The sequence below is a fragment of the Paenibacillus sp. J2L1-98 genome, assembly GCF_056269405.1.
Map to the genome: position 1 here is coordinate 275062 of NZ_JBWDNW010000004.1, position 25175 is coordinate 300236.

The 25175-nt window shown below is 49.6% G+C and carries 23 protein-coding genes; 14 read left to right on the forward strand and 9 right to left on the reverse strand.

Features of this window, described 5'->3' with window-relative positions:
* Positions 1-195 precede the first annotated feature (195 nt).
* From AC0YNZ_RS11450 to AC0YNZ_RS11460, 3 genes are read left to right on the forward strand one after another with little or no spacing between them, the layout of a single operon-like run.
* Entirely contained in the window at positions 196-615 is a 420-nt protein-coding gene (locus tag AC0YNZ_RS11450) for a hypothetical protein (protein WP_110772122.1), read from the forward strand.
* Between the two features lie 48 nt (positions 616-663).
* Positions 664-1620 carry a sugar kinase gene (locus tag AC0YNZ_RS11455; RefSeq protein WP_475826721.1) on the forward strand — a complete coding sequence of 319 codons (957 nt, stop codon included), beginning with the start codon at positions 664-666 and terminating at the stop codon, positions 1618-1620.
* A 2-nt stretch (positions 1621-1622) separates the two neighbouring features.
* Positions 1623-2405: a DeoR/GlpR family DNA-binding transcription regulator gene (locus AC0YNZ_RS11460; protein ID WP_475826722.1), complete on the forward strand. Its 783-nt coding sequence runs from the start codon at positions 1623-1625 to the stop codon at positions 2403-2405.
* Positions 2406-2577: 172 nt separating this feature from the next.
* On the opposite strand, the gene nagA is transcribed toward AC0YNZ_RS11460, so the two are convergent.
* Positions 2578-3774, reverse strand: coding sequence for an N-acetylglucosamine-6-phosphate deacetylase (gene nagA / locus AC0YNZ_RS11465; RefSeq protein WP_475826723.1), 1197 nt, complete (start codon positions 3772-3774; stop codon positions 2578-2580).
* Positions 3775-4500 carry a glucosamine-6-phosphate deaminase gene (gene nagB / locus AC0YNZ_RS11470; protein WP_475826724.1) on the reverse strand — a complete coding sequence of 242 codons (726 nt, stop codon included), beginning with the start codon at positions 4498-4500 and terminating at the stop codon, positions 3775-3777. It lies immediately after the preceding gene.
* Positions 4501-4809: 309 nt separating this feature from the next.
* On the opposite strand from nagB, the gene fni reads away from it, so the two are divergent.
* Entirely contained in the window at positions 4810-5865 is a 1056-nt protein-coding gene (gene fni, locus AC0YNZ_RS11475) for a type 2 isopentenyl-diphosphate Delta-isomerase (protein ID WP_475826725.1), read from the forward strand.
* A 90-nt stretch (positions 5866-5955) separates the two neighbouring features.
* Here fni and AC0YNZ_RS11480 read toward each other — a convergent pair whose 3' ends face one another.
* Genes AC0YNZ_RS11480 through AC0YNZ_RS11490 form a run of 3 tightly spaced genes read right to left on the reverse strand, consistent with a single transcriptional unit; the run spans position 5956 to position 9472 of the window.
* Positions 5956-7047 carry a Ger(x)C family spore germination protein gene (locus AC0YNZ_RS11480; protein ID WP_475826726.1) on the reverse strand — a complete coding sequence of 364 codons (1092 nt, stop codon included), beginning with the start codon at positions 7045-7047 and terminating at the stop codon, positions 5956-5958.
* On the reverse strand, positions 7044-8144 hold the full coding sequence (locus AC0YNZ_RS11485; RefSeq protein WP_475826727.1) for a GerAB/ArcD/ProY family transporter: 1101 nt from the start codon (positions 8142-8144) through the stop codon (positions 7044-7046). Before AC0YNZ_RS11485 ends, AC0YNZ_RS11480 begins: the two co-directional genes overlap by 4 nt.
* Positions 8141-9472, reverse strand: a complete 1332-nt coding sequence (locus AC0YNZ_RS11490) for a spore germination protein (protein WP_475826728.1) — start codon at positions 9470-9472, stop codon at positions 8141-8143. The genes AC0YNZ_RS11485 and AC0YNZ_RS11490 overlap by 4 nt, the downstream gene beginning before the upstream one ends.
* A gap of 185 nt (positions 9473-9657) precedes the next feature.
* Here AC0YNZ_RS11490 and AC0YNZ_RS11495 point away from each other — a divergent pair, with 185 nt between their 5' ends.
* From AC0YNZ_RS11495 to glpX, 3 genes are all read left to right on the forward strand, one after another.
* Complete coding sequence (locus AC0YNZ_RS11495) at positions 9658-10404, forward strand: class I SAM-dependent methyltransferase (protein WP_475826729.1); 747 nt, start codon at positions 9658-9660, stop codon at positions 10402-10404.
* A gap of 2 nt (positions 10405-10406) precedes the next feature.
* Positions 10407-11420: an MBL fold metallo-hydrolase gene (locus AC0YNZ_RS11500; RefSeq protein WP_475826730.1), complete on the forward strand. Its 1014-nt coding sequence runs from the start codon at positions 10407-10409 to the stop codon at positions 11418-11420.
* A 288-nt stretch (positions 11421-11708) separates the two neighbouring features.
* Positions 11709-12680, forward strand: a complete 972-nt coding sequence (gene glpX, locus AC0YNZ_RS11505) for a class II fructose-bisphosphatase (protein WP_475826731.1) — start codon at positions 11709-11711, stop codon at positions 12678-12680.
* A 55-nt stretch (positions 12681-12735) separates the two neighbouring features.
* Here glpX and AC0YNZ_RS11510 read toward each other — a convergent pair whose 3' ends face one another.
* The 3 genes from AC0YNZ_RS11510 to AC0YNZ_RS11520 all read right to left on the reverse strand — a co-directional run bounded on the left by AC0YNZ_RS11510 (position 12736) and on the right by AC0YNZ_RS11520 (position 15050).
* A complete protein-coding gene (locus AC0YNZ_RS11510) occupies positions 12736-13629 on the reverse strand; it encodes an aminoglycoside phosphotransferase family protein (protein WP_475826732.1) in 894 nt (297 codons plus the stop codon).
* 141 nt (positions 13630-13770) lie between these two features.
* Complete coding sequence (locus AC0YNZ_RS11515; RefSeq protein ID WP_475826733.1) at positions 13771-14451, reverse strand: TIGR00266 family protein; 681 nt, start codon at positions 14449-14451, stop codon at positions 13771-13773.
* 59 nt (positions 14452-14510) lie between these two features.
* Entirely contained in the window at positions 14511-15050 is a 540-nt protein-coding gene (locus AC0YNZ_RS11520; protein WP_475826734.1) for a phosphatidylglycerophosphatase A family protein, read from the reverse strand.
* A gap of 128 nt (positions 15051-15178) precedes the next feature.
* On the opposite strand from AC0YNZ_RS11520, the gene AC0YNZ_RS11525 reads away from it, so the two are divergent.
* The 3 genes from AC0YNZ_RS11525 (at position 15179) to rdgB (ending at position 17882) form a co-directional block, all read left to right on the forward strand.
* On the forward strand, positions 15179-16240 hold the full coding sequence (locus tag AC0YNZ_RS11525; protein WP_475826735.1) for a GerMN domain-containing protein: 1062 nt from the start codon (positions 15179-15181) through the stop codon (positions 16238-16240).
* 236 nt (positions 16241-16476) lie between these two features.
* Positions 16477-17214, forward strand: coding sequence for a ribonuclease PH (gene rph / locus AC0YNZ_RS11530; protein WP_475826736.1), 738 nt, complete (start codon positions 16477-16479; stop codon positions 17212-17214).
* 5 nt (positions 17215-17219) lie between these two features.
* Positions 17220-17882: an RdgB/HAM1 family non-canonical purine NTP pyrophosphatase gene (gene rdgB / locus AC0YNZ_RS11535; RefSeq protein ID WP_475826737.1), complete on the forward strand. Its 663-nt coding sequence runs from the start codon at positions 17220-17222 to the stop codon at positions 17880-17882.
* 71 nt (positions 17883-17953) lie between these two features.
* Here the strand turns inward: rdgB and asnB are convergent, their stop codons facing one another.
* Entirely contained in the window at positions 17954-19798 is a 1845-nt protein-coding gene (gene asnB, locus AC0YNZ_RS11540) for an asparagine synthase (glutamine-hydrolyzing) (RefSeq protein WP_475826738.1), read from the reverse strand.
* A 140-nt stretch (positions 19799-19938) separates the two neighbouring features.
* Here asnB and AC0YNZ_RS11545 point away from each other — a divergent pair, with 140 nt between their 5' ends.
* The 4 genes from AC0YNZ_RS11545 (at position 19939) to AC0YNZ_RS11560 (ending at position 25118) form a co-directional block, all read left to right on the forward strand.
* Positions 19939-20271 (forward strand): hypothetical protein, encoded by a 333-nt coding sequence (locus AC0YNZ_RS11545; protein ID WP_475826739.1) that lies wholly within the window; start codon positions 19939-19941, stop codon positions 20269-20271.
* A 313-nt stretch (positions 20272-20584) separates the two neighbouring features.
* A complete protein-coding gene (locus AC0YNZ_RS11550) occupies positions 20585-22327 on the forward strand; it encodes a sensor histidine kinase (RefSeq protein WP_475826740.1) in 1743 nt (580 codons plus the stop codon).
* An 18-nt stretch (positions 22328-22345) separates the two neighbouring features.
* A complete protein-coding gene (locus AC0YNZ_RS11555) occupies positions 22346-23959 on the forward strand; it encodes a response regulator transcription factor (protein ID WP_475826741.1) in 1614 nt (537 codons plus the stop codon).
* Positions 23960-24185: 226 nt separating this feature from the next.
* Positions 24186-25118, forward strand: coding sequence for an ABC transporter permease (locus tag AC0YNZ_RS11560; RefSeq protein WP_475826802.1), 933 nt, complete (start codon positions 24186-24188; stop codon positions 25116-25118).
* Positions 25119-25175: the final 57 nt, after the last annotated feature.

A 25175-nucleotide genomic window follows, 5' to 3' on the forward strand; every position in this document is an offset into this window, starting at 1 on the left:
TTAGGGCGCGATAAATGCCAAGGTGTGAAAATTTCGGGAACGATTCGGAATGAATTCCGTGAAAATGCCTGCAAACCGCCGGATTGGGAGCGTAGTCATTTGAAAAAAATCTCGTTTCTGATAAACTATTTGTTATATACAATTTTGGCAATAGCGGGTCGTTGAGTACGCTTTACCAAAACAGGAGGAGTAATAATGTTTAATGTAATGTTGTTATTGCACGTGCTGGGTGCAGTAGGCATGGGATTCTATGTCGTGCTGCCTATCATGGTAGGGAGAGCATCCAAGCTGGCAGGCGTTGGACAAGGCGGTTTGGCTGACGGTTTGCTTTCGGCAAATCGGGTTGCGCAGTACTTTCTGGTTCTTCAGCTTCTAACGGGTGGTTATTTAATGTCTCAGAATGACTACAGCGTAGCATGGATGGTTATTATTATCGTGCTTTTCCTTGGTATAGCTGCACTGGGCGGAATTATTTCCAAGCCGCTTAAGCTTGTAGTCGCATCCATTCAAGAAGGCAAGAGCGCAACCGCACATATTAACAAAGCACGTGTAATGAGCATCATCGTGCTGGTGCTGTATATCGCGATCATTTACTTCATGAAATTTTCATTTTAAGCAAAGTATTCAAATGCAGATTATATAACGCTGTAGGGGGATTGCAACGTGCATGGAGCATCACCGCAAATTGTAACGTTTGGAGAATCAATGGCTCTATTTATGCCGGAGGGGCAAAAGTCGATCGAACGCGCTGCCACGCTTGAACAAGGTTTCGGCGGGGCGGAGAGCAATGTCGCAATAGGACTTGCGCGTCTCGGTTCATCCGTAGGCTGGTTTGGGGCGCTGGGCGACGATCCGTTTGGCAAAATTATTTTGAAAACGCTGCGCGGCGAAGGCGTGGATGTGTCGCGCGTTCAGCTTAGCACGGAGGCGCCGACGGGTATGATGTTTCGCGAGCATGTAGCGGGCAGAATGGCCGTCCATTATTTCAGAAAGCATTCGGCAGCCAGCCGGATGCAGCCTGAACAGCTTGACGAGAATTACATACGCGGTGCAAAGCTGCTTCATGTAACCGGTATCACCGCTGCACTCAGCGAGAATTGCCGCAAAACGCTTCGCCGGGCTGTCGATATCGCGAAGGAAGCGGGCGTGCTCGTCAGCTTCGATCCGAACCTGCGGCTTAAGCTGTGGTCGATTGAAGAAGCGCGCGAGACGCTGCTGCCGCTTGCTGCGGATGCGGATTATTTTTTGCCGGGCTGGGATGAGCTTAAGCTATTGTATGATACGGATAATTATGAGCATGTCAAAGAGCAGCTTACGAAGCTGAAGGCTGTCACTATTATTAAGGGCAGAGGCGATACGACGGTCGTATTGAACAAAGGCCAAGAGGAAAGCTTGCCGTTTTATCCGGCTGAGCAGGTTGTGGATACAGTAGGAGCAGGTGACGGCTTCTGCGCCGGCTTTTTGGCAGGAATAATGAAAGGATATTCTCCGGTGGAAGCGGTGCGTCTTGCCAGCATTAACGGATCGCTAGTCGTGCAAATGCGCGGCGATTGGGAAGCATTGCCGGAGTGGAGCGCCGTCGAGCAGAGGTTGTCTGCCAAAGCATGGGTGGAGCGCTGACAATGGCTGATGTGAGCGGGTCCAAGGGACAGCGTCGCCGGGAGGCGGTACTGCAGCTGCTGAAGCAGCAGGGACGTGTGACGATTCCGGAAATGGTCGAGCGCTTCGGCTGCTCTGAAGCGACGGCACGTCGTGACCTGGAGCAGATGGAAGCTGAATATCCGGTCATTCGGACGATCGGCGGCGCGATGTACGATGGGATGAACGCCGTTCGGGATCTGCCTTTCGCCGAGAAGGAAGGCTTGTCGATTCTGGAGAAGGAGCGTATCGCCGGGCTAGCTGCCTCTTTAATCATCGAAGGCGATGTCATTGGACTTTCCGGCGGCACGACCAACTTCCTGATCGCGAAGATGCTGAAGTCCCGTAAAGGCATAACGGTAGTGACCAATGCGGTCAATATCGCGATGGAACTGGCGGGCAGCGACATTCAGGTCGTCGTGACCGGAGGCATTATGCGCCACAACAGCTTCGAGCTTTGCGGACCTCTTGGCGAGGGCATGGTCGCCCATTTGAATATCGGTAAAATGTTCATCGGCGTCGACGGCATTTCTGCCGCCGGCGGCATTACGACCTACTCGGAGCAGGAGGCGCAAATCGCCAAAGCGCTCATTAAGCGCTCGCAAGCAGCGTATGCCGTATTCGATCATACGAAGACAGATCGCACTTCGCTCTTCTCCATTGCGTCCTTAACCGAGCTGCGCGGCGTCATTACGGATGTTCCGCTGACAGCGGAGCTTGCGGCTGAAGTGAAGCAGCATGGCATTTCCGTGCACGTGACGGGCTAGCACTCATTAGTCAGGTACGGCTTCGCCTTCTTATTATAAAGATGAAGCCGTTTCGCGATGAAATGTGAACGTTCAAAGTATCAAACTGATCTGCTTATTTGCGAAAAAAACGGTATCCTTTCATAAGGATACCGTCTTTTTTTGCAAATATGAGTCGTTTACACATGTCTATCTAGCCTAGCGTATGCTCGTAAACAGAGCGGCCCTGCACCCAGGTCTGTTGAACGTTCAGCTTCGCATCGGTCAAGACCAGGTCGGCTTGCTTGCCGATTGCAATGGAGCCGGTGCGGTCACTCATACCGAGCTGCTTCGCTGCGTTGCCGCTCGCTAAGCGGCTGACCTCGGTAATCGTCAAATTCGTATGCTCCAGCATATAGCGGACTGCGCCAATCATCGTCAAGCAGCTGCCTGCAAGGGCATTGCCTCCCTGCAGACGCGCTTCGCCACCCTTCACGATAACGGCTAAACCGCCTAGGCTGTATTCGCCGTCCGGCATGCCGGCTGCTGCCATTGCATCCGTTATCAGGATAACTTTGCCTGCAGGCTTCGCGGCCAGCAGCAGCTTGATCGCCGCCGGATGCACATGGATGCCGTCGGCGATCAGTTCAGCAGCGATGCGGTCATCGGTTAGAACGGCGCCGAGCGTTCCCGGCTCGCGGTGATGCAGACCGCGCATAGCATTGTACGAATGGACAGCCTGCGTTAGGCCGGCATTTGCCGCGGCTATTATTTCATCATAGACGGCATCGGTATGCCCGCATGCCGTAATGATGCCTTGCTCGGCGAGCCAAACGATCGTTTCGATCGCGCCTGCCTTTTCCGGAGCCAGCGTAAGCTGACGAATGAGACCGGGCCAGTCGGCATACCATTTCTTGATCCATTCAAGCTGCGGGGCCATGATGTGGGCAGGGTTTTGTGCGCCGGGCCATTTCTCGCTAATGAAGGGGCCTTCTAAATGGACGCCTAACAGAGCAGCATAAGGCATTGCGGCTTTTCGGTAATCCGATACTGCGCACAGTACGGCTTCTATGCCATCTTTCGAAGCGGTCATCGTCGTAGCGAGCATTGCTGTTGTGCCTTGTGAGGCGTGAAATTTAGTAATGGTATCGAAGCTGCCGCTGCTTGCATCCATAAAATCAGCGCCAAAGCCGCCATGCACGTGAACGTCGATAAAGCCGGGCAGCAGCCAGCCTCCCCGCCCATCTACGGAGTAATATTGTTCTTTCGCAGCGCTTGCTGCATCCTCGCCATCTTCAGCAATAATCTGTGTTATTTCACCCTTATGAACGATGACACTTCCGGTAACGACTCGGTCCTCCAGCACGATATTCACATGATGAATGAGCCAGTTAGCAGAGCTTTCAGTCATTTAACCCAACATCCTTCCTGCCTCGCGATCGAGCAGAACGATTACGCGTGCATGTGTTTGCAGCAATGAAGCCGGTACGCTGGTTGTGATCGGCCCCGTCAAAGCTTCCTTTACAATGTTTGCTTTGTCCGCCCCGCGGACGGCCAAAACGATCGTGTTCGCTTTCAAAATCGAGCCTACGCCCATCGTGATCGCATATTTGGGCACCTCATCCATTGAATCGAAGAAGCGGGCGTTCGCTTCAAGAGTTTCCGCCTTCAGCTTCACGGCATGCGTACCGCCAGACAGATTGATATCAGGCTCGTTAAATCCGATATGACCGTTATGGCCGAGTCCAAGCAGCTGGACATCAACAGGCTGAGCATCAAGCATAGCGTCGTAACGGGCGGATTCCTCTTCGATGTCCTGTGCCATGCCGTTCGGCAAATGCGTTTTCTCCGATGGGATATCGATGTGTGAAAATAAATGCTTGTTCATATAATAAGCGTAGCTTTGGTCGTTTTCAGGCTTTAACCCGACGTACTCGTCCAGGTTGAACGTCGTTACTTCCTTGAAGCTTACTTTGTTCTCCTTGTAAGACTCTACTATTTTGTCATAAATTCCGATAGGTGTCGATCCCGTTGCCAGGCCGAGCACCGCGTTTGGCTTCTCGTTTACGATGTTTATGAATAGCTCCGCTGCGTAAGCGTCCAATTCCTGCTGTGTATCAAATATTATCATTTCCATTTATGTGCCTCCTCGACGGATTCGTTACTTATATTCTATATGAGTTTCGACGGATTAACAATATAAAATGATTGTAAAGATCAAATTAATGATTTTAAAAATCATAAAAATCATAAAAATGATAACCGGCTTAATGTATCAGCATCATTAGCATAAAAGTTCAATCAGTTAACATCGTGTGTCAAAGTGATGGAGCTGGAAGCGGGAATCAGAAAATTATGCTATGCTAGTAGGTAATTATTAGAGAAGCGAAACGTGAGCTGCGCCGCTATAACAGGCGTAAGCCGTGTACGCTCGGGAGGAACAAGCATGATGGTAGATCAGCAAGCGGCAACCGCGAAACGTAAAGGGGAGCATATTCGCATTTGCTTGCAGGAGCAAGTAAACAGCGTTGGTATAGAAACAGGTTTGGAGCGGTATCGTTTTAAACATAATGCGCTGCCCGAGCTATCCTTCCGCGAGGTGAGTCTGGATACAGACTGGTTTGGCAAAAAGCTCGGTGCCCCGCTGCTCGTCAGCTCCATGACGGGTGGAACGGATGAAGCGGGCGCCATTAATCGCCGTTTGGCCGTGGTGGCGGAAGCAAGAGGCTGGGCGATCGGCTTAGGCTCCATGCGCGCCGCAATTGAAAATGAGCAGCTTGCGGCTTCGTTCTCCATCCGCAAGGATGCGCCTACTGTGCCTGTTATTGCTAACATAGGCGCGGTACAGCTTAATTATGGTTTTGGAGCGGAGTCCTGCCGCAGAGCGGTAGACATTGCCGAAGCGGATGCGCTCGTCCTGCATCTCAACAGCATGCAGGAGGTATTCCAGCCAGAGGGGGATACGGATTTCAGCAATCTGCTCTCATCGATTGAACGGGTTTGTAAGTCATTGGAAGTACCAGTCGGTGTCAAGGAGGTCGGCTGGGGAATCGATGCAGATACGGCCGCGGCGCTTGCCGGGGCCGGCGTATCGTTTATTGATGCAGCGGGAGCGGGAGGCACTTCTTGGAGCCAGGTCGAGAAATTCCGCTCGAATGACGAGCTGCGGAGGCAGGCAGCCGAGTCGTTCGCAGATTGGGGAATACCGACAGCTGAAAGCGTTGTGGAGATTCGCGAGCGGCTTCCGGATGCGAATATTATTGCAAGCGGAGGATTGCGTACCGGCGTTGACGCAGCGAAAGCCATCGCGCTGGGAGCGAATATGGCGGGCTTTGGACGGGTGCTGCTGCCGCAAGCGGCGAGCGGCAGCAATCAGGTTTCGCAGGAGCAACTGCTGCAGCAATTCGAACGTATCGAATTTGAACTGCGTACAGCGATGTTTGGTATAGGTGCGGGTACGATTAACGAGCTCCGTCAAACGAACAGGCTGCTGCGCAAATAAGTATAAGCAACGCAAACAGGGGTGCTTCAGCAAACGATAAGTCTGCTGGGGCACCCCTTATTTTGCAGCGGGAGGAGACCTGCGCGGCTTTTATTTGATAAGCCCGGTGCCTTCAATTTTGATATTCGCGCGGACGACGAATTTGACCGTTGGATAAATGGACTCCCATTGCTTCCAAGCGCCCGACCCGGGATGAGTCGCGCGGTACCGCAGTCCAAACCCAACCGGATCTACACCCGCCTTTTGGATTTTTCGCAGAAGGGCAACGCAGGATTTGGCATATATTTTGTTCAGCTGCCGCTCGATTGACGCCCAATCCCTCTCATAGAGTCCCTTTGGCGCTTCCTCGAATACGACCTTCATTTTGATATCCATCGTAATCGTCTCTTCACCATTCTGCTTGCCAATATGATATTTAGAATGAATTTCAGTGAGGGCGACGACAAGATTAATTCCTTCAAACATGCCATGCATGGAGGACTTGGTGAAATCCATGGCAAGCTGGTTATACAGCTGTGATTCAGGCGGCGATAGAACGAGCTTAACCTTCTTCTTATTCAGCAGCGCCGTACGATTGATAATAAAGCTTTGCTTGTTATCCTTGACGATAACGGGCATGAGAGGATCAAGCCCCTCCTCCGTAGCGCGCCGGGAAAAGTCCGACAAAGATTCGACGTAGGTATAAGAGGATTCCGTGCCGTCTGCGCCAAAGCTGAGAAACAGCGTGTTGCCCGGATAACGCTCCGAGACCGGCCTTACCTTAAGCAGGCTCTCGGCATCCGGCTTGCCAATCGCGATATCGGCTACGCTTTGAATATCTCTTCGTCTCATCATCCATTGAAGAAGATCCCGATAGTCCTTGCGCGCCAGCTTCTCGCCGATGATAAACACTTTGCAATGCCCGAAATCGAGCTCCTTGTCGACATAAGCCTTTAGCATGCGAACGCCTTCTGAAATGCTTTCGGCTTCAATCGTTTCGATTTGCGTCTTGGATGCGCCAGGCTCGATTTTCGGTGACGGTACAGCCAGCTGAAGCGTGATGCGATATGGTTTTTTTTCGTTGTCGGACATGTCGAGCCCGAGCGCGACGACGAAGAAGCGTTTGTCGATGTCTTTAAAGCCGCAGCTGCTGAGCATGCCAAGGACGATGATCGCCAGCAGGATTCTGTTTGTTAGCCTCAAGCAGCTGTAGACCTCCTTCGACTTAGCACGAATACCCAAATGACGGTCAAAATTTCAACGAACATTCGGAAAACGAGCCAAAAGGATGTAATGTACATGTTGATCTTCTCGTTCGTAAGCATGTGATAAAGGATGGTGAGCGATGCGAAAATACCAACGATAACGTAGTTGGATATCAATGTTTTGGGGCTGTCGATTTCCGGCTTGCTGTTCCGGAAGCAGCTTTTGATTAATTCCATCGCTTGGTGCCAGCCTGACATTGTGTAGACGAGCGTTAAATTCAAATAAACGATGAGAAAAAGAAATAGGATGCGTTCAATAAACCCGTATTGCATGAGCATCGAGTCGGCGGTAAGGCTCCAAATGTAGATGTATTGGTTAACGCCTTCCGTTCCGTGAAAGCCGATCGGCACAAAAAAAGTAATAAACAAAATCATGATGCCGAAGAGCGGGTATATCCAACGGAATTTAAAGCGGAAATTCGGCGGGAGGAGCCGGTTAAAGATCGATAGATTGATATACCCGGTAAAAATAAAGGTCGCAGCCGCAACTGAAGTCAAGGTTGGCATCTTGGTTACGTAATTAGCAACGACGCGAATCGCATCCCAGTTCAACTGCGGGCTTCGCACCGCTTTGAACATGACAAACATAATGATCGGCGCATTGACGATCAGACCGATCTCGACGATGAACATTACGGAGAGTGTAGAACGTGTGGCCGCATAACCGCAAGCTAGGACAAGCATTGCGAGCAGCAGTGTCACGTTCGCGTCGGGATTGAAAAAACGGTTGATGAGTATGGCGCCGGCGACGACTACAATCGTCGTTGCAAACCACCACATTGCCGCAAAAAATACCATCGAGATCGATACGAGCCACTTCGGACAATGCAGCTTTAATATTTCAGGCAACCCTTTCTCCGGATAGCGGGCCAATGCGCTCGAATACATATAGACGAGTATCGAGCCTATTACAATACCAAGCAGCATGGAAGAAACAGCTCCGCTATACCGAAATTGAATTAATATATGCGGTACATACAGCATCAAATTGATGAAGCTGACGAGTATGAAGTTGTAAAAGAAATAGCGGTTCACTCGGTGTTCACCTGCCCGACATCGCCTTCTAACGGCCGTAATTTTCCGAAAATGCGCATATACGGTTTCCCGAAGCTTCTAAGGTTGCATAGATAGGTGATATAAATGAACATGCCTACAGCAACGCCGGTGATGCCAAAAAATATGGAGATGCCGATAAGCGGATACTTCAAAAAGCGGACGGCGAATGAAAGCGTATTAACAGGAATAACGAAATTCGAGATCGCAACGACTGAGGTAACGATGATCATGATGCTGCTGACGAGTCCTGCCTGCTGCGCGGCTTGTCCAAGGATAAGCCCTCCGACGGTCGTGGCCGTAGATCCGATGTAGCGCGGCAAGCGTATGCTGGCTTCAATAAGCGTCTCGATCATGAAGAGCATTATAAACACTTCGACGAACGACGGATAGGGGACGGCGGAGCGGCTGCCCGCAATCGAGAAGGCAAGCTGCACGCGGAACAGCTCCGGATTGTAGGAGACGACCGAGATATAAAGTGCAGGCAGGGTGATCGTCAAAATAATGGATGCGTACCTCAGGAATATGAGGAATCGGGTCATCCAATAAGCATCATAATCATCCTCCACCGCATGCATGAAATCGAAAAAGATCGCAGGCAAAATAATAGCGAACATATTCCCTTTTAAGAGAATAATAATTTTTCCTCTGGAAAGCGCTTTGGTTATACGGTCGGGACGCTCCGTAATGAGGACAGTAGGAAACAAATGCTTACGTCTGCCGATCAGCAGCTTCTCCAGCTCGCCTGCAGCATGCAGCATTTCTACATTAATAGTCGTTAATTTCGTACGAACGTTATCCAGCACAGTCGGATCGACCCGGCGTTGATCGAATAAGGCGAAAACAGGCGTTTTGGACAATGAACCGATCGAATGCTCCTCAACAGACAGATCCGGAGACGGATACATGCTGCGGATCAGATTGAGTGATATGAATACGTCTTCGCTAAGCGCGAGCTGCGGGCCTTGAATGGCGCTTTCAACCTGCGTTTGCGGATTTTCAATGCTGATGATACGGGAAACGTTGAACGAGTAAATGATTTCATCGGCTTCGATCAGCACGTTGCCGCGCAGCAGCAGTTCCTGCCATTTGGCGACATCCTCGATTATCTTGTAATCAGGATTTGTGTCCAATTGATTTTGAAAAGAATTTTCCGCTTTAGAGAATGGGACGATGATGAAATCGTTTATTTTATTTACTTCGCATAATGGGGCAATAAAGGCGATTTCAATCGTCATTTCGCTATTTTGCAACGTTGATAATTTGATATCGACCGCTTCGGCAAACAATAAGCGAATACGTTCATTCATGCCGGTTCCCCCTCGTTCAGCTGCTAATGTTTAGCGGTATAACTGGATAAGCTTCCATAGTTTGCACCAAAAACCAAAAATCATGCCTGGTTGAAACTGTTTTGCGAGGATGAAGGAATTCAAGTACAATTAAGCAATCATAACGATTTGCTGCGCGCTGGCTTATAATGAAGGAGAGCAATACAATGAAACCATGGTACGAACAGAGCTTCGGCTCAGACTATATGCTAGTCTATAAACATCGCAATTGGGATAACGCAAATAAAGAGGTTTGCAAAATGATCGCGTGGCTGAAGCTGCCTAAAGACGCTCAGGTGCTGGATATCGGATGTGGAATGGGAAGGCATGCCATAGCGCTGGCCAGCTTTGGCTATAAGGTAACAGGCATTGATTTATCGGATATTTTGCTCGAAGAAGCGCATCGTCATGATGAGGACTTACTCGTGAACTGGGTGCAGGGCGATATGCGCGAGCTGCCGTTCGAGGGAGGCTCCTTCGATGCGACGGTCAATTTATTTACCTCCTTCGGTTATTTCTCGAATGAAGAGGATAATGTTAACGTGCTGCGCCAAATTCGAAGAGTGCTGCGCGAGGGCGGTTCGTTTCTCATCGATTTTCTTAATCCCGATTATGTGGAGCAAAACTTAGTGCCAAGATCGGAACGCATGGATGAGGGAACGGGCTTGCTTATTCAAGAGGTCCGGTCGATTAAGGATGGCTGGGTGCAGAAGAAGATTACGGTTTCCGATCCGCAGACACAGGAGGAACCAAGGCAGTATCTGGAACGGGTAAGGCTGTACAAGCTGGATTGGTTTGATCGTCACCTGGCAGCTTGCGGGCTGGCTTTGGATCAGCTTTACGGTAATTATGACGGCTCGAAATATGATCCGGCACTCTCCCCCCGTATGATCATGGCAGGAAAGGCGAGATGACAATGAACAAGCAAAATGCAGAGGAAGCAGCCGTTCATTCGGCATCTTGGCAGGAGGGCTGGCTGCAGGTAAAGGTGCCTGTACCTTTTTCACTGAAATGGGTGAACAGTTATTTGATTCCCGAGCAGCAGGGCTATACGCTCATTGATCCCGGCCTGCGAACGGATGAAGCAATCAACGTGTGGGCTGCTGTTCTGCAGCAGCATGGCTTGCTATGGAAGGATATAACGCGGATCGTTCTGACGCATCAGCATCCCGACCATTACGGGCTGGCAGGTTATGTGCAGGAAAAAAGCGGGGCGCCAGTGTTTATGACCCGCGGGGCCCATGCCTATGCCGTAAGTTTGTGGGGGGAAGGCAGCGTATTTTCTCAGCAGCTGCAATCTCTCTACGCGGAGCATGGAATGCCGGCAACGTTAAGGGCAGCTATTGCGGAAAATCTTGAAACGTTTGTGAGCATGGTATCGCCGCAGCCGGATGTAACTTACTTCGAGGCAGGCAGCCATATGATGCTCGGCGGGCTAAGCTGGCTCTTAATCGATGCGCCCGGTCACGCGAACGGCCAGCTCTGCTTCTATCAGAAAGAGAGGCAGTGGATGATATGCGGCGATCAGGTGCTTCCTGATATTTCGCCGAATGTTAGCTTCGTGCCGGGTGAGGAGGGCAATCCTCTGGAAGCCTTTCTAATCAGCTTGCATGAGCTGAGTCAATACGAGGTCAAGCTTGCTTTTCCCGGACATCGCGATCCTTTTACCGATTTTCAAGGCCGGATTGCGGAGCTGCAGCAGCATCACGAACATAGGCTCGACAAAATGGCTGCGATGCTCGCTGAAGAACCCCGCACCGCCTATGGCATGTGTGAGGCTCTATTCGGCAGCCGTTTGAACGGCAATGCCCATCAAATGAGATTCGCGATGTCGGAGACTCTTGCGCATTTGGTTTATTTGGAGCGTAAAGCCCGGATTGCGTCTATTCTTGCAGATGGCGTCTATCAATATTCCGCAGTGACGCCATAGCATCAGCGGAAGTTAGGTATGAGCGTATTTTATCTTGTTTATAAAAATCGCCATCAGAGCGTGTCTTTACAGGTAGTTTCCTGTGTGGGCACGCTCTTTTGCTGCTGTATTAAGCGGATACGGTTGGCATGAATAAATGAAGTGTTGAAATAATGATGATTTTATGAAGATTTTAAAATATATATTGCGACATAAATGAATATATGATACATATTAAATAACGGAAATGATCTCAACATGCACGCTAATTATCTATTCCGTAATAAGAGATCAGAGGGAGACTGGATTATGGAGAGAGAATTGGCATTAGAACTAGTACGTGTAACGGAATTAGCGGCACTCGCATCCGCGCCTTGGATGGGGAGAGGCGATAAGAATAGCGCTGACGGCGCAGCAACGTCGGCGATGCGCGCGATGTTTGATTCCGTATCGATTCGCGGGACAGTCGTTATTGGCGAAGGGGAAATGGATGAAGCGCCAATGCTCTATATCGGAGAGGAAGTAGGCAGCCTCAACGGTCCGGAAGTTGACGTTGCGGTTGATCCGCTTGAAGGAACGGAAATCGTGGCGAAAGGATTAAATAACGCGATGTCCGTACTCGCAGTCGCAGGCAAAGGGCAGCTGCTGCATGCGCCGGATATGTATATGGAGAAGCTGGCCTTCGGTCCCGCGCTAGTTGGCAAGCTAAGCATTACAGACCCGATGGATGTGACGCTTACCAAAGCGGCGAACGCATTGAATAAGAAGGTATCGGATTTAACGGTTATGATTTTGGACCGGACGCGTCATGAATCGATCGTTAAGGTGCTGCGCAAGGTTGGCGTCCGCATCAAGTTTTTATCAGATGGCGATGTAGCCGGTGCGATGGCGCCAGCGTTCCCGGAAGCGGGGATCGACTTATATGTAGGCTCGGGCGGAGCGCCGGAGGGTGTAATAGCAGCGGCAGCGCTGAAATGTATGGGCGGAGAATTGCAGGCGCGCTTGATGCCGGCTGACAGCAACGAATATAACCGCTGCGTTCAGATGGGAATCGAGGATCCGTACCGGGTGCTTACGATGGAGGATATGATCGGAACGGGCGACGTTTATTTCGCGGCAACGGGCGTTACGCCAGGCGAGTTTTTGGGCGGCGTGCAGTATTTCCCGGACCAAAGAGCCGAGACGCATTCGATCGTCATGCGGGCTAAGACCAAAACGATTCGTTTCGTCCGCGCCCTGCACTATTTACCGAATAAGACGTTTCTGAACGGCAATAATTAATCCATAACGGGGCTGCTCTTGAAGGTCGATATGACCGGTAAGGGCAGCCCTGTTTTCATCTGTTCGGATTAAGATGATATAGAAACGGTCCGGCAAGCTCCAATTGCCGAGTTGCGAATGCCAAATTTCCATGGCCTGCGAGTGCTAAATCGAGATTGGATAAGGTAGACATGAGTGTTCGTGCGCTAAGCGCAAGCTCAAATGCTTTTTTATCGGCAATAATCTCCGCATTATTCAGCATGTACTTATAGGTTGGCTCTTGAATACCGTTGAATAAGACAAGGTTGCCAACAAATGAAGCCAGATCCCAGCAGACCGGCATTAATGATACATCCTCAAAATCGGTCCAGAGCCAGCCTTCAGGGCTTGGCAGCAGGTTCCCGGCATGAGCATCTCCATGAGCAGGAATCAGGGCTTCAGGTGCAATCATACGGATTTGTTTATCCACCTTAACAAAAACCTCTAATAAAGCTTGTATACGGGGATCTGATTGTTCTCCCAGCCTTGCGGCAGCCTGGCATGCCCGCTCCCACACACCGAGCACGGGAATTGAGAAAGACAAGCTTTTCATTGCTAAGGAGAGGTCATTGACCAATGATACTGCATGTCCCGGCGAAACAGGCTCTAATTGTGTAAGAGCCACATAGCTCCAGAATGTCGCCCACTTGCCATTAACATTGTGAGGTCCTGCATTATGAATTGGCAACAATACTGGGACGCCACTGGTTTGCAGGTGACGTGCTACCCTCAGCTCCCGTTCAAGAATACGGTATGCGAGTTCACTATTTTCTTCTGATAGGACAGCGGCCACCCGGGCAACAATCGGATGGGGAGCCAAATGGATAATCACGTTTCCGCCTTTACTTAGGATAACAGGAGTAATTCCCGTTAGTCCGAGCAGCTTTGCAGCTGATAGCACTTGTGAAACAAGTTCATCTAGTTCAGTCAATAAAACATCTCCCTTAATATTCGGTATAAATTTATCTTAGCTCTAGGGCTGTATGCTTTAAAAGGGATAGAACAGGTATAAACAAAAAAGACCAGCCCTGTCCGTGGACAAGCTGATCCTTTGTTATGAGTTCTATTGCTGTTAGCTGCCGCCGGGTATAAATTTTTTCAACCAGGCTCCGAAGCTGGTAGGATTGCGTGTTTGGATAAGAACGATGCCTTCGCCGCGGAAGCGGCACACGATGCCTTCACCGCTCGTTAAGCTGGACAGCCAGCCCTTCGATGCTTTCTCAATCGAATAATTCATATAGCTCGGCCAAGCGACCAAGTGACCGTTATCAACGATGACCTCTTCGCCGGGATTCAGGTTGAGCGCATGGATTGCACCGTAGGAAGATAGAAACACGGTGCCTCTGCCGCTGATTTCAATGATAAAGAAACCTTCGCCGGACAAGAGTCCCTTGCCTAGATTTTGCATCTTCGTGTTGACCTCGATGCCGCTGGTGCCAGCCAAGAAGCCATCCTTCTGCACGTAAAGTTTATAGGAGCCATCGAGCTCGATCGCCTCAATATCGCCGAGGGAGGGAGGAGCAAGGTGGACTTCACCTTGCCCCCGAACAGCTGTCATTTCTTGAAAAAAGAACGTTTCCCCGCTCAGCATTCTTCCTAGCCCGCGCATAAATCCGCCATCGGTTGTGCCTTTAAGGTCGATGCTGGGCGACATGGAAACCATCGCGCCCATTTCGGCTTTAACGCTCTCACCCGGATTCAGCTTCACTTTCAGCATGGCAAATGCGCCTTTATAATAAATGTCGTAATTCACGGCATGCCCTCCTTAAGATATTGCAATAGCAAAATCCTGCTGCGTAAGCAAGTTGATTATTAATCGAGCGGAGGCTGCGTGAAGCCTTCCCGTTCCGCTTGTCTGCGATGCGCGATCCGGCTCGCTGCCGACGCTGCGATAGCCCCGACGATATCGTCCAGAAACGTATGAATCTCCCCGTCGTTTTTATCGTTCAGCTTAACCAGAATGCCCGGCTTCAGCTTGTCGACGTAACCGAAATTTGTGAATCCGATGCTGCCGTACACATTGACAATGGACAGCGCCAATATTTCATCGCAGCCATACAAACCCTCATCATGCTTAATCATATCCTGCAGCGGTGCCATCAGCTTGCCTTCCTCGGCAAGTATATCGAGCTGAATGCCGGTCAGTACAGCATTTTGCACTTCGCGCTTCGATAGGACAGCATCGACATGCATCATGCAATCCTCAGGCGTCAAGTCAGGAAAATAGTCCTTTTGCAAAAAATGCACGAGCTCGGCGATTGCCATTTTTGTCACTCCGCGTTTGATGAGCCATTCGTCTGTAGCCTCAGCCACTTTACGGCTATTAAGGCTATAATTTTCGGGATTGGACATGTTTTTGTTCCCCCTTAGGATTTTATGGACAAAACTGGTCTAAAAAAGGGAAGGGCTCGTATACATAGTACTACAAATAAGGAGTTGTACAAAGCCAGGCAAAACTTGATTAGGGAGGAAAGGTAAATATGATTCAAAAAAGATGGATTAGGGGTGCTGTGCTTACTGGTGTTTTGGTACTGCCCATTCTTACTGCAGGATGCGGCCTGTTCTCGCAAGAGACAAGCCAGTCAATAGACCCGCCGCAAGTAGAGGTGAAGGATGGAACGGATGGAACGGATGGAGCGGAAACCGGACAGGCCGCCGAACTTGGCGAAGAATCGCAAATGACGGTTTATCTCGAAGACCGAAATGGCTACTTGGCCCCGATCTCTCTCCAGACAGCGCTTGGCACGAACGAGACGGCAGCACAGAAGGCGCTTGAAATGATGGTGGAGAACGGCGCTTACGCGAATCAGCTGCCGGAGGATTTCCGCGCTGTTATCCCGCAAGGCACTCAAATTAAATCGTACAAATACGATAAAGAACAGAAGCTTGCTACGGTTGAATTTTCCGAGCCCTTCAAAGACTACAACGTGCAGGACGAGCGGACAATTGTAGAAGCAATCACATGGACACTCACGGCGATGCCTGGAATCGAAGGGGTTGAGATCTGGTACGAAGGCGCCAAACTGCCGGAAATGCCAGTCGACGGCTACCCGCTTGATGAAACACTGACGCGGGCGATCGGCATTAATATCGAAGCGGCTGAAGGGGTGAATTATGCGGAGTCTACGCCGGTGACGCTTTACTTCTCAGCTCAAACCTTAAGCGATGAACAATATTATGTCCCGGTTACCCGCCTTGTTGCCCGCTCTTCATCTCCTGCACAAGCGGCGCTTGAGCAGCTGATCTCCGGCCCGCTTAACAAAAAAGAGCTGACCAGCGTCATTTTGCCGGATGTGCAGGTGAAGAACGTCGTGCAGGATGGAGACGTCGTCACTGTAGATTTGCAGGATGAAGCCTATCAGGAAGGCCAGAAGCTTCCGACCGAAATGCTTCAGGCACTAGTCCTTTCCATTACAGAAAATACAGGCGCAGCAACCGTCCAAATCAAAGTGAACGGGGAAGCTAACATTGTAGATATGGCTAACAATTCTTACAGCGAGCCGGTAGGCAGACCGCATCACGTCAATGCCATTAAATCTTAGTCATCAGCATGAATAAAGAGCCTGCTCAAAAGTGAAAACTTTTGGGCAGGCTCTATTGTGTTTGGCTCCAGTTACCAGCCTGCCGATTGGCGGCTGTTATCTTTTTTCGGGTGCGGCTGATGCAATTCGCAGGCTACTTTGTTAAAATAGGAAGGATTGTAGATGGGGTCCATTGGTTTCATGGACGATAAACTGCATAACGAATAATACAACGCATCACTCAGGAGGAAATTAGCATGAGAAACGACGGTCGGCAACCGAACCAGCTTCGGCCGGTAACCATAACTACAGGTGTCAATAAATACGCAGAGGGCTCGGTTCTCATCGAGGTTGGCGATACGAAGGTCATTTGTACGGCAAGCGTCGAGGAGCGGGTTCCCCCTTTCATGAAGGGGCAGGGCAAGGGCTGGATTACAGCAGAATATGCGATGCTTCCGCGGGCAACGCATTCACGTAACATTCGCGAAGCAGCAAAGGGGAAGCTCACCGGGCGGACGATGGAAATTCAGCGCCTGATAGGGCGCGCACTGCGCTCGGTCGTTGATTTGCAGGCGCTCGGCGAGAGGACCATCACGCTGGACTGCGATGTGATTCAGGCAGATGGCGGTACGCGTACGACGTCCATTACCGGCTCTTTCATCGCGCTCTCTATCGCGGTCAATAAGCTTACCCAGAAAGTCCAGTTCGCCAAATACCCGATCACTGATTTTCTGGCATCGGTAAGCGTAGGCGTTATTCAGGAGAAAGCATTGCTTGATCTGAACTATGAAGAGGATTCCAAGGCAAAGGTTGACATGAACGTCGTCATGACTGGCAGCGGCAAATTCGTTGAAGTACAGGGAACGGGCGAGGAAGCGCCATTTTCAAGGGAAGAGCTTAACCAATTGCTGGCTCTGGGAGAAGAGGGCATCACGGAGCTGATCGGCAAGCAAAAGGATGCGCTGGGCTCTTTGGCGGACCGCATTGGAGGTTAACATCGATGTCGAAGCATTCTGTATTATCTCATGATGTTATTGTCGTTGCCACCAAAAACGCCGGTAAGGTGAAGGAGTTCGCGCACGCGCTCCAGAAGCTTGGCAAAACAACGGCAAGCCTGTTAGACTACCCGCAACTTCCGGACATCGTCGAAGATGGCGAGACGTTCGCGGCGAATGCGCGCATTAAAGCGAAGACGGCGGGTGATGCGCTGGGCGTTCCCGTGCTGGCCGACGATTCCGGATTACGCGTGACTGCGCTGGGTGGAGAGCCGGGCGTTTATTCTGCGCGCTATGCGGGTGAGGGCGCGGCTGACGGCGATAACAATGCGAAGCTGATCCGGGAGCTGAAGCATATGCTCGCGAATAAGGAACAAACGGATTTAGGGCAGCTTCCTGACGGCTCGCAATTGCTAAGCCATGCGCAATTTGTATGCGCGTTAGCGCTGTATGATCCGGCAACCGGCTTATTTGTCGAAGCGGAGGGCGCCGTTGACGGTGTTATTACAGATAAGCCGCATGGTTCCGGCGGCTTTGGCTATGATCCGTTGTTTTGGCTGCCTGGCTTGAACCGCGGAATGGCCGAGCTGTCGAAGGAAGAGAAGCAGCAAATCAGTCATCGCGGCGAAGCGCTAAGACGGCTTATTCCGCTGCTTGAGCAAGCCTAATCGTTAAAAACAACCCCATCCACGGTCAGCCGCTTTAGGCGGCGACTTGTAGACGGGGTTGTTTCTTCTCATTAACCAATAATCACTTTATATTGCTTCAGCCATACATTCATCTGATACAAATAAGCGAATAGCTGCGGGCCGGACATCAGCTGACCGAACCAGGGAATGTTCGATTTCGCGGAATCCGACTCGGCGAGCTCTCTTACCTTTTGGACGTTGATAAGCGGAAGCAGCGGTGAGCCGGGATCGTTCAGCACGTCAAGCAGCAGCCCTTTAACGGCGGCCAAGTAGTTCGGATTATGCGTTTTCGGGTAAGGGCTCTTTTTTCGGGTCAGCACGTCATCGGGAAGCACACCGCGCAGCGCTTTGCGAAGGATGCCTTTTTCGCGGTCGCCTGCTGTCTTGATTTCCCAAGGGATGTTCCATACATATTCCACCAGCCGATGATCGCAGAAGGGAACCCGAACCTCCAAGCCGGCTGCCATGCTCATTCGATCCTTGCGGTCAAGCAGCGTCGGCATAAAGCGGGTGATATTCAAATATGACATTTGACGCATTTTGCGGAGCTGTTCGGTTTCGCCATCCAGATGAGGGACCTCGGCTATCGCTTGCAGGTAACGGTCTCCAATGTAATCAAGCGGCTTGATCCATGCGGCAACGTCGGGGGAGAGCAGGTCGGCACGCATAGCCGAGGCGAGCGACCATGGGAATGTATTCGCACCAAGCGCATCTTCACGATGAAACCAAGGATAACCTCCGAAAATTTCGTCGGCCGCCTCGCCGGATATCGCTACGGTTGCGTCCTTTTTAATCTCATGACAGAACAGCAGCAAGGAGGCGTCGACATCGGCCATGCCGGGAAGATCGCGGGCGAAGGTGGCTGCCTCTAAAGCTCCGACCAGCTCAGGCGTATCGAATTGTATCGGATGATGGACCGTACCCAGATGCGTCGTCATTCTCTCGATCCAAGGAGCATCGCTATTAGGCTGAAACGCATGCGCCTTAAAATGCTTGTCGTTATCGGTGTAGTCGACGGAATAAGTATGGACATTTCCTTGCCCGTTGTCATTGTAATAATTAACGGCAAGCGTCGTTAGCGCGCTGGAATCGAGTCCGCCGGACAGCAGGGTGCACACGGGCACATCGGAAACGAGCTGACGCTCAACCGTATCTTTAAGCAGCTCGCGCACTTGCTCTGCGGTTGCTTCGATATCCTGCTCATGCGGGCTGCTCTCAAGCTGCCAGTACGTTATCGTCTTTAAACCAGCGTGATTGACAGTCATACAACGGCCAGGTCTGAGCTCGCTGATTTGTTTATATACACCATGGCCCGGAGTGCGGGCTGGGCCAAGTATGAAGATTTCCGCCAGTCCCTCCGCGCCGACCTCCGGCTTCACTGCCGGATGGGCCAATATACATTTCTGCTCCGAGCCAAAAATAAATAAACCGTCCTGCGTGCTGTAGAACAGCGGCTTTACGCCGAGCCTGTCGCGCGCAAGGAACAGCTCCTGCTCTGCTGCATCCCAAATGGCAAACGCAAATATCCCGTTAAAGCGTTCCACACACGACTTGCCCCACTCCATAAAAGCGACCAGCAGCACTTCCGTGTCACAATTTGTCGTAAACGCCCTGCCTCTGCTTTCCAATTCCTTGCGGAGCTCTGGCGCATTATACAGCTCCCCGTTATAGACAATGACATATTTGTCATCGCCGGTATGGCGGATCATCGGCTGTGCGCCGTTCTCCGGGTCAATGACGGATAAACGCCGGTGGCCTAAAGCGCAATGCGCTGATATCCACGTGCCGGAAGCGTCGGGACCGCGCGGTGCAAGAGTGTCGGTCATCTTCTCTAAGCTTTCACTTTGCTTAGTCAGATCACGGTTCCAGTCGATCCAGCCGGTAATTCCACACATCGATCTCATTCCTCTCTTTTGCTGGTCTCAAAGTAGCGATAATATCAGTTATATGCGGAAAAAGGGATAAAATGTCTGTCCGACGGGGGATGCTAGAGGTGGCTGTAAAAGTTAACGAAGCAGGAAGGAGCATGCGATTAATGGTTGAACAAGATGATGGCGGCGGGGAGCGCAAGCCTTATTACGTATCGGTTCAGGCGGGACAAATATTAGAGGATCCACAAGCAGCTGCATATGAGCTTGAGATTATAGTGAACGAGGAAGAGCATACGAAGATAAGGGAGCTGTTTGACGAGCTGTCCAGCATGGATGAGGCGGAGATGTATCATTTTTCCAGCCACCCCTTCGGCTCTGCGCTCCAAAGTGAAATGAGTGCCGGCTATGACGAGTTGATTCAACGAATTTACAAGCTGCTGCATAAGTTTGGCACGGAGACGACAAAGCGGCATATCGAATCGATGCAGCTGCTGTAACGACCGGTAATGGACTTGCAGGACGAGAGAGGATGTGTCAGTAGTGAAGCGGCTGCTGAGCATCCTTTTTTTGTTGCAGTGAATTGAACAGTCCATTCTATAAAAATGATTCAATTAATGATATACTTCTACAGAAATCGGAGCAATTATTTCATTTCGTTCATGAGAAGCAGACGACGCTGTCGATGTAAATAACGATCAAACCGTCCCCGTCTATATTGGGGGCGGTTGTTTTATCAGTGAAAGATCAGCGAAAGAATGGAATAGGAATAGACCTTTCGCCCAATAGTTCAACGAAAAGGACAGGCAGCATATGAAAAAAAAAGCGTCATTGCGGTTTAGATTAATAGTCGGCTTTTTGGCGGTTACGGTACCTTTGTTTTGTTTGCTGATTTATATCAATTATTATGCAATGGACGTCGTTCGCAATCAGGTAGGCCAATCAACGAAAAATATGCTTTCCATGTATATGAATGAGATTGACCGGACACTTGAGGATGGCGAAAACTATATATACAATTATATTGCGAAAAATTCGGATTTGACGACATACGCAACGTCTGAAATAGGCAGCGCTAACTATTTTTTTGCTAAAGTGCGGACTCAAAATCAGATGGTTGCAGATATGAGCAGCTTCGAGCATGTGAATATGATCTTTGTTTATTCACCGGATAATGACGAGCTTCTAAGTACCGTATATAGAGGCGGAGACGTTACCGATTACGAGGACGCGAGCTCAGCTTTGCGCGAATTCCTTTCTCGGCAAGATGATGCTTCGCTTGCGGAGAAGAAGTGGAAAGTCATACAGTATAATGGACAATCGGCGATTGTTCGGCTTGTGAAGACCGATTATGGCCAAGTGATGGGCATTTGGATTGATATGAACCGTTTGATGGTTCCTTTTCTTTATTTGGACATCGGGGAAAGCGGACAAGCGATGTTCGTATCGGAAAACGGAACGATATTAACAGATACGTCGATTGGAGAAATTGTACAGGGCAATAAGCTTTTGCTGCCTTCAGTAAGTGAGCCTTACAGTGTGCTTGAGGGCGAGGCGGATTATATTATAGTCGCTACAAAATCGAAGTTTTCCGATGTTTATTTATCCTTGCTCGTACCCGAATCGCAGCTGCTGCAGCAGCTCCCTTACTTTCAGCGTCTTATTTATCTCATACCTTTAGTTGGAGCAGCCGTGCTCTCCATTTATTTATTGTTTCTGCGAAATACGTTATTGAAACCAATGAGCGATTTAATAAAAGGGATGAGACAAATAAAGAGGGGAGAGCTCAGAGCGCGGCTGGGCAATGAGAAATCAAAGGAATTTTCGATTATTAACGATACGTTTAACGACATGGCGGCTGAAATTCAGGATCTGAAAATCAACGTGTATGAGGAGCAAATCCGAACCCAAAAGGCTGAATTAAAACATTTGCAAGCGCAAATAAACCCGCATTTTTTACTAAACGCGATTAATATCATATACAATTTGGCGGAACTGAACAAAAACGACTTAATTAAACGAATGTCCACGCATATATCCAAATATTTCCGGTTCGTGACGCGTACGAATGTGAGCTTTGTAAGCGTAGCTAATGAGCTGGAGCATATCGAAAGCTATTTGGAAATTCAGCGGCTGCGCTTTCCGAACTATTTAAAGTTTGAGCTGTCTGTGGAGCAGGGACTGGAGCAAGCGGCTATCCCGCCATTACTTATACAGCCGTTCGTGGAAAATGCGATTAAGCACGGGTTTGAAATGAGTGAGGAGCCCTTTCAAATTGAGGTGCATTTGAGATGGGGAAGTTCGGAGGGGGAAGAGAATCCCTCTTATGAAATTATCATTCTTGATAATGGAAGGGGCATATCGGAGGAGCAGCTCGCCGAGCTCAACGATGATCATTTCTTTCTTTATTCCGGTGAGGGCAATTTGGGCATATGGAATGTGCGTCAGCGGCTTAAGCTTCAATACGGTGCTGCCGCACAGATGATTATATCCCCCGGCGAGCCCAAAGGGACCTGTATTAAACTAATAATTCCATTCCTAATCCATTCCGATTGAAAGGAGCTGAGCTGAAATATGCATAAATTGTTAATCGTGGATGACGAATGGTTTGCTGTAGAAGGAATCAAATCGGGCGTTGATTGGGGAAGCCTCGGGTTCACACATATTTACGAGGCGCATAATGTGGACCAGGCGAAAGCAAGACTTGCTCAAACAGAGGTTGATGTCATTCTTTGCGATATTGAAATGCCGGGGCAAAACGGAATCGAACTGGCAGAATGGGTGAGGAAGCAGTTTCCTTCCATTCCAATCATCTTTTTGACGTGTCACGCTGATTTCGCATATGCGCAGCAAGCTATTCATCTTGGCAGCTTCGATTATTTGCTTAAGCCGGTTGATTTCGATGTATTAAAATTGACGGTGAACAAAGCGCTGGATCAGCAGCTCGAAGTGAAAAGGGATAAGCAGCAAAATGAGATCTACATGAAGTACTATAAAATGTGGGAATCGAACAAAACAGTGCTCTATGAGCGATTTTGGCAGGATTTGATGTGGCAGCGGATCGTTCCTTTGCAGTCGCATATCGAACGGGCGCTAGCCACGAATGACATCCCTATTAAGTCCGATTATAGAGTGCTTCCGGTCTTAATCAGTATGGAGAAATGGGAGAAGCCGTTCAACACGCGGGATGAAGAAGTGATGGAATATGCTTTGCGCAAAACGGCCGAAGAGCTAGTGCTCCAAAACGATGCCGGTCAAGTTGTCCAGGACGGCAACGGTGTCATTTTCGCCTTGCTCTTTGACGATGGAACGAAGGAGCTGACGCTGTCTTTTGACCGGATGAAGAAAAGATGCCAAGCTTATATCGATGCATGCTCGACCTACTTGTATAGCTCGATATCGTGCTACATCGGCGAGTGGTCTGTGCTTACCTCCGTATCGCAGTCTTACAACGCGCTGCTTCAAATGGAGAGGAACAACGTCACGGTCAGCCGGGCGGTGATGTTTTATAAGGAACAGACTCCCTCCGCGAAAGAGGTTCAGCTGCCTGCATTTTTTGAATGGGCAGAACTGCTGGAGCAAGCGCAGTATGATCAGCTGCAAAACATTTCTTCCGAAATGTTCGACAGGCTGGAAGCGGATGCAGGTATTAAGGGAGAGACGCTGACGATCATTTATCACGGACTTTTACAGACCGTCTATTATGTGCTGCAGAAACGCGGTGTGCCTGCTCATGCGGTGCTCAGAAGCAGCGTCGGTCTTGATCCGTCAACTGCTACAAAGTCGCTCGTTCAATTGCGGGCATGGACAAAGCGGCTGATCCAGGAGGCATGCACTCATTTGTCCGACAAGGATAAAGAGTCGACCATTGTGGAGAAAGTAAAGCGATTTATTGATCTTCATCTGTTCGATGAGATGTCCCGTGAAAGCTTGGCGGCAAGCGTCCACATTAACCCTGCCTATTTATCGAGACTGTTCCGCAAGGAATGCGGGATGAGTCTTTCTGATTATATGATCCAGGAAAAAATGAAAAAGGTTAACGAGCTGCTGCTGAACACGAACGAGACCGTCAGTAACATAGCAAAAATGTTTCATTACACGAACTTTTCGCATTTCTCCAAGCTGTACCGCAAATATTACGGGCTAAATCCGCAGGAGTACCGGAAGCAATTTTCCAAAAACCAATAGCTGGCGATCAAGCGTTCAAGCTTCATGCCCAGCCCTTTTACGAAGAGTCATGTGCCAAGCACGGGCTCTTTTTTTTATGCTTCGTAAGGAGGACATCTGCCGTTTCCGCTTGAATGTCACAATCCGTATCGATCAAGTCATATAAGAGGTAGGTCGAATGCAGGGAACAAGATATGATTGCACTATAGTAAACAACGATTTGGAGCGATGCATATTGAAAGCCATAATGACAGGAAACAGCGGGGCATCCTTCTGGAAGAAGCTGAGAAAGCATCACATTTTGCTGCTGATGACGGTGCCGGGCATTTTGTATTTTCTCATCAACAATTATTTGCCGATGTTCGGAATCATTATCGCATTTAAAGATTTAAATTACGCGCAGGGCATACTCGGCAGTGAATGGGTCGGTTTTAAAAATTTCGAGTTTCTGTTTCAGACGGACAGGGCTTACCTGATTACGCGCAATACGGTGCTCTACAACGCATTATTTATTCTCATTAACGTTATACTAGGCGTCGGAGTTTCCATCTTGCTGAATGAGCTGAAAAAAAAGCTGATGTCGCGGTTCTATCAAAGCATCATTTTGCTTCCCTATTTGCTCTCGGCAGTCATTGTCAGTTATCTTGCTTTTAGTTTTCTGAGCGTGGAGTACGGATTTATTAATAAGTTAATCCTTGAACCGCTAGGGATTAATGCTATTACCTGGTATAGCGAGCCGAAGTATTGGCCTTACATTTTGACGATCGTAAACGTGTGGAAAAGCGTCGGGTATTTCAGCATTATTTATTTGGCGGCTATAGTCGGTATAGACACCGAATATTACGAAGCGGCAACGCTGGACGGGGCAAGCAAATGGCAGCAGGTGCGTTCGATTACCGTTCCGCTTCTTATGCCTGTCATTATGATTATGACGCTGCTGCAGGTGGGCAAAATTTTCAATGCGGATTTCGGGCTGTTTTATCAGGTTCCGATGAATTCGGGGGCGTTAATGTCCACTACGGACGTGATTGACACCTATGTGTACCGTGCCTTGATGCAGATGGGAGACGTCGGGATGGCTTCAGCGGCCGGCTTGTATCAATCGGTGCTCGGATTTATGGTCATCTTCGGCGTAAATTACATCGTCAGAAAAATAAACAGCGATCACGCGCTATTTTAAAATATAAGAATTTATAAGTTTCACATTTATAAATAAGCTTATATTTCACCGCGAAAC

Excerpts from the sequence above, each read along its gene's own strand:
- AC0YNZ_RS11450 (WP_110772122.1), top strand. The coding sequence starts at position 196 with ATGTTTAATGTAATGTTGTTATTGCACGTGCTGGGTGCAGTAGGCATG.
- AC0YNZ_RS11460 (WP_475826722.1), top strand. The coding sequence starts at position 1,623 with ATGGCTGATGTGAGCGGGTCCAAGGGACAGCGTCGCCGGGAGGCGGTA.
- nagA (WP_475826723.1), bottom strand. The coding sequence starts at position 3,774 with ATGACTGAAAGCTCTGCTAACTGGCTCATTCATCATGTGAATATCGTG.
- nagB (WP_475826724.1), bottom strand. The coding sequence starts at position 4,500 with ATGGAAATGATAATATTTGATACACAGCAGGAATTGGACGCTTACGCA.
- fni (WP_475826725.1), top strand. The coding sequence starts at position 4,810 with ATGATGGTAGATCAGCAAGCGGCAACCGCGAAACGTAAAGGGGAGCAT.
- AC0YNZ_RS11490 (WP_475826728.1), bottom strand. The coding sequence starts at position 9,472 with ATGAATGAACGTATTCGCTTATTGTTTGCCGAAGCGGTCGATATCAAA.
- AC0YNZ_RS11495 (WP_475826729.1), top strand. The coding sequence starts at position 9,658 with ATGAAACCATGGTACGAACAGAGCTTCGGCTCAGACTATATGCTAGTC.
- AC0YNZ_RS11500 (WP_475826730.1), top strand. The coding sequence starts at position 10,407 with ATGAACAAGCAAAATGCAGAGGAAGCAGCCGTTCATTCGGCATCTTGG.
- glpX (WP_475826731.1), top strand. The coding sequence starts at position 11,709 with ATGGAGAGAGAATTGGCATTAGAACTAGTACGTGTAACGGAATTAGCG.
- AC0YNZ_RS11520 (WP_475826734.1), bottom strand. The coding sequence starts at position 15,050 with ATGTCCAATCCCGAAAATTATAGCCTTAATAGCCGTAAAGTGGCTGAG.
- AC0YNZ_RS11525 (WP_475826735.1), top strand. The coding sequence starts at position 15,179 with ATGATTCAAAAAAGATGGATTAGGGGTGCTGTGCTTACTGGTGTTTTG.
- rph (WP_475826736.1), top strand. The coding sequence starts at position 16,477 with ATGAGAAACGACGGTCGGCAACCGAACCAGCTTCGGCCGGTAACCATA.
- rdgB (WP_475826737.1), top strand. The coding sequence starts at position 17,220 with ATGTCGAAGCATTCTGTATTATCTCATGATGTTATTGTCGTTGCCACC.
- asnB (WP_475826738.1), bottom strand. The coding sequence starts at position 19,798 with ATGTGTGGAATTACCGGCTGGATCGACTGGAACCGTGATCTGACTAAG.
- AC0YNZ_RS11545 (WP_475826739.1), top strand. The coding sequence starts at position 19,939 with ATGGTTGAACAAGATGATGGCGGCGGGGAGCGCAAGCCTTATTACGTA.
- AC0YNZ_RS11550 (WP_475826740.1), top strand. The coding sequence starts at position 20,585 with ATGAAAAAAAAAGCGTCATTGCGGTTTAGATTAATAGTCGGCTTTTTG.
- AC0YNZ_RS11555 (WP_475826741.1), top strand. The coding sequence starts at position 22,346 with ATGCATAAATTGTTAATCGTGGATGACGAATGGTTTGCTGTAGAAGGA.
- AC0YNZ_RS11560 (WP_475826802.1), top strand. The coding sequence starts at position 24,186 with ATGACAGGAAACAGCGGGGCATCCTTCTGGAAGAAGCTGAGAAAGCAT.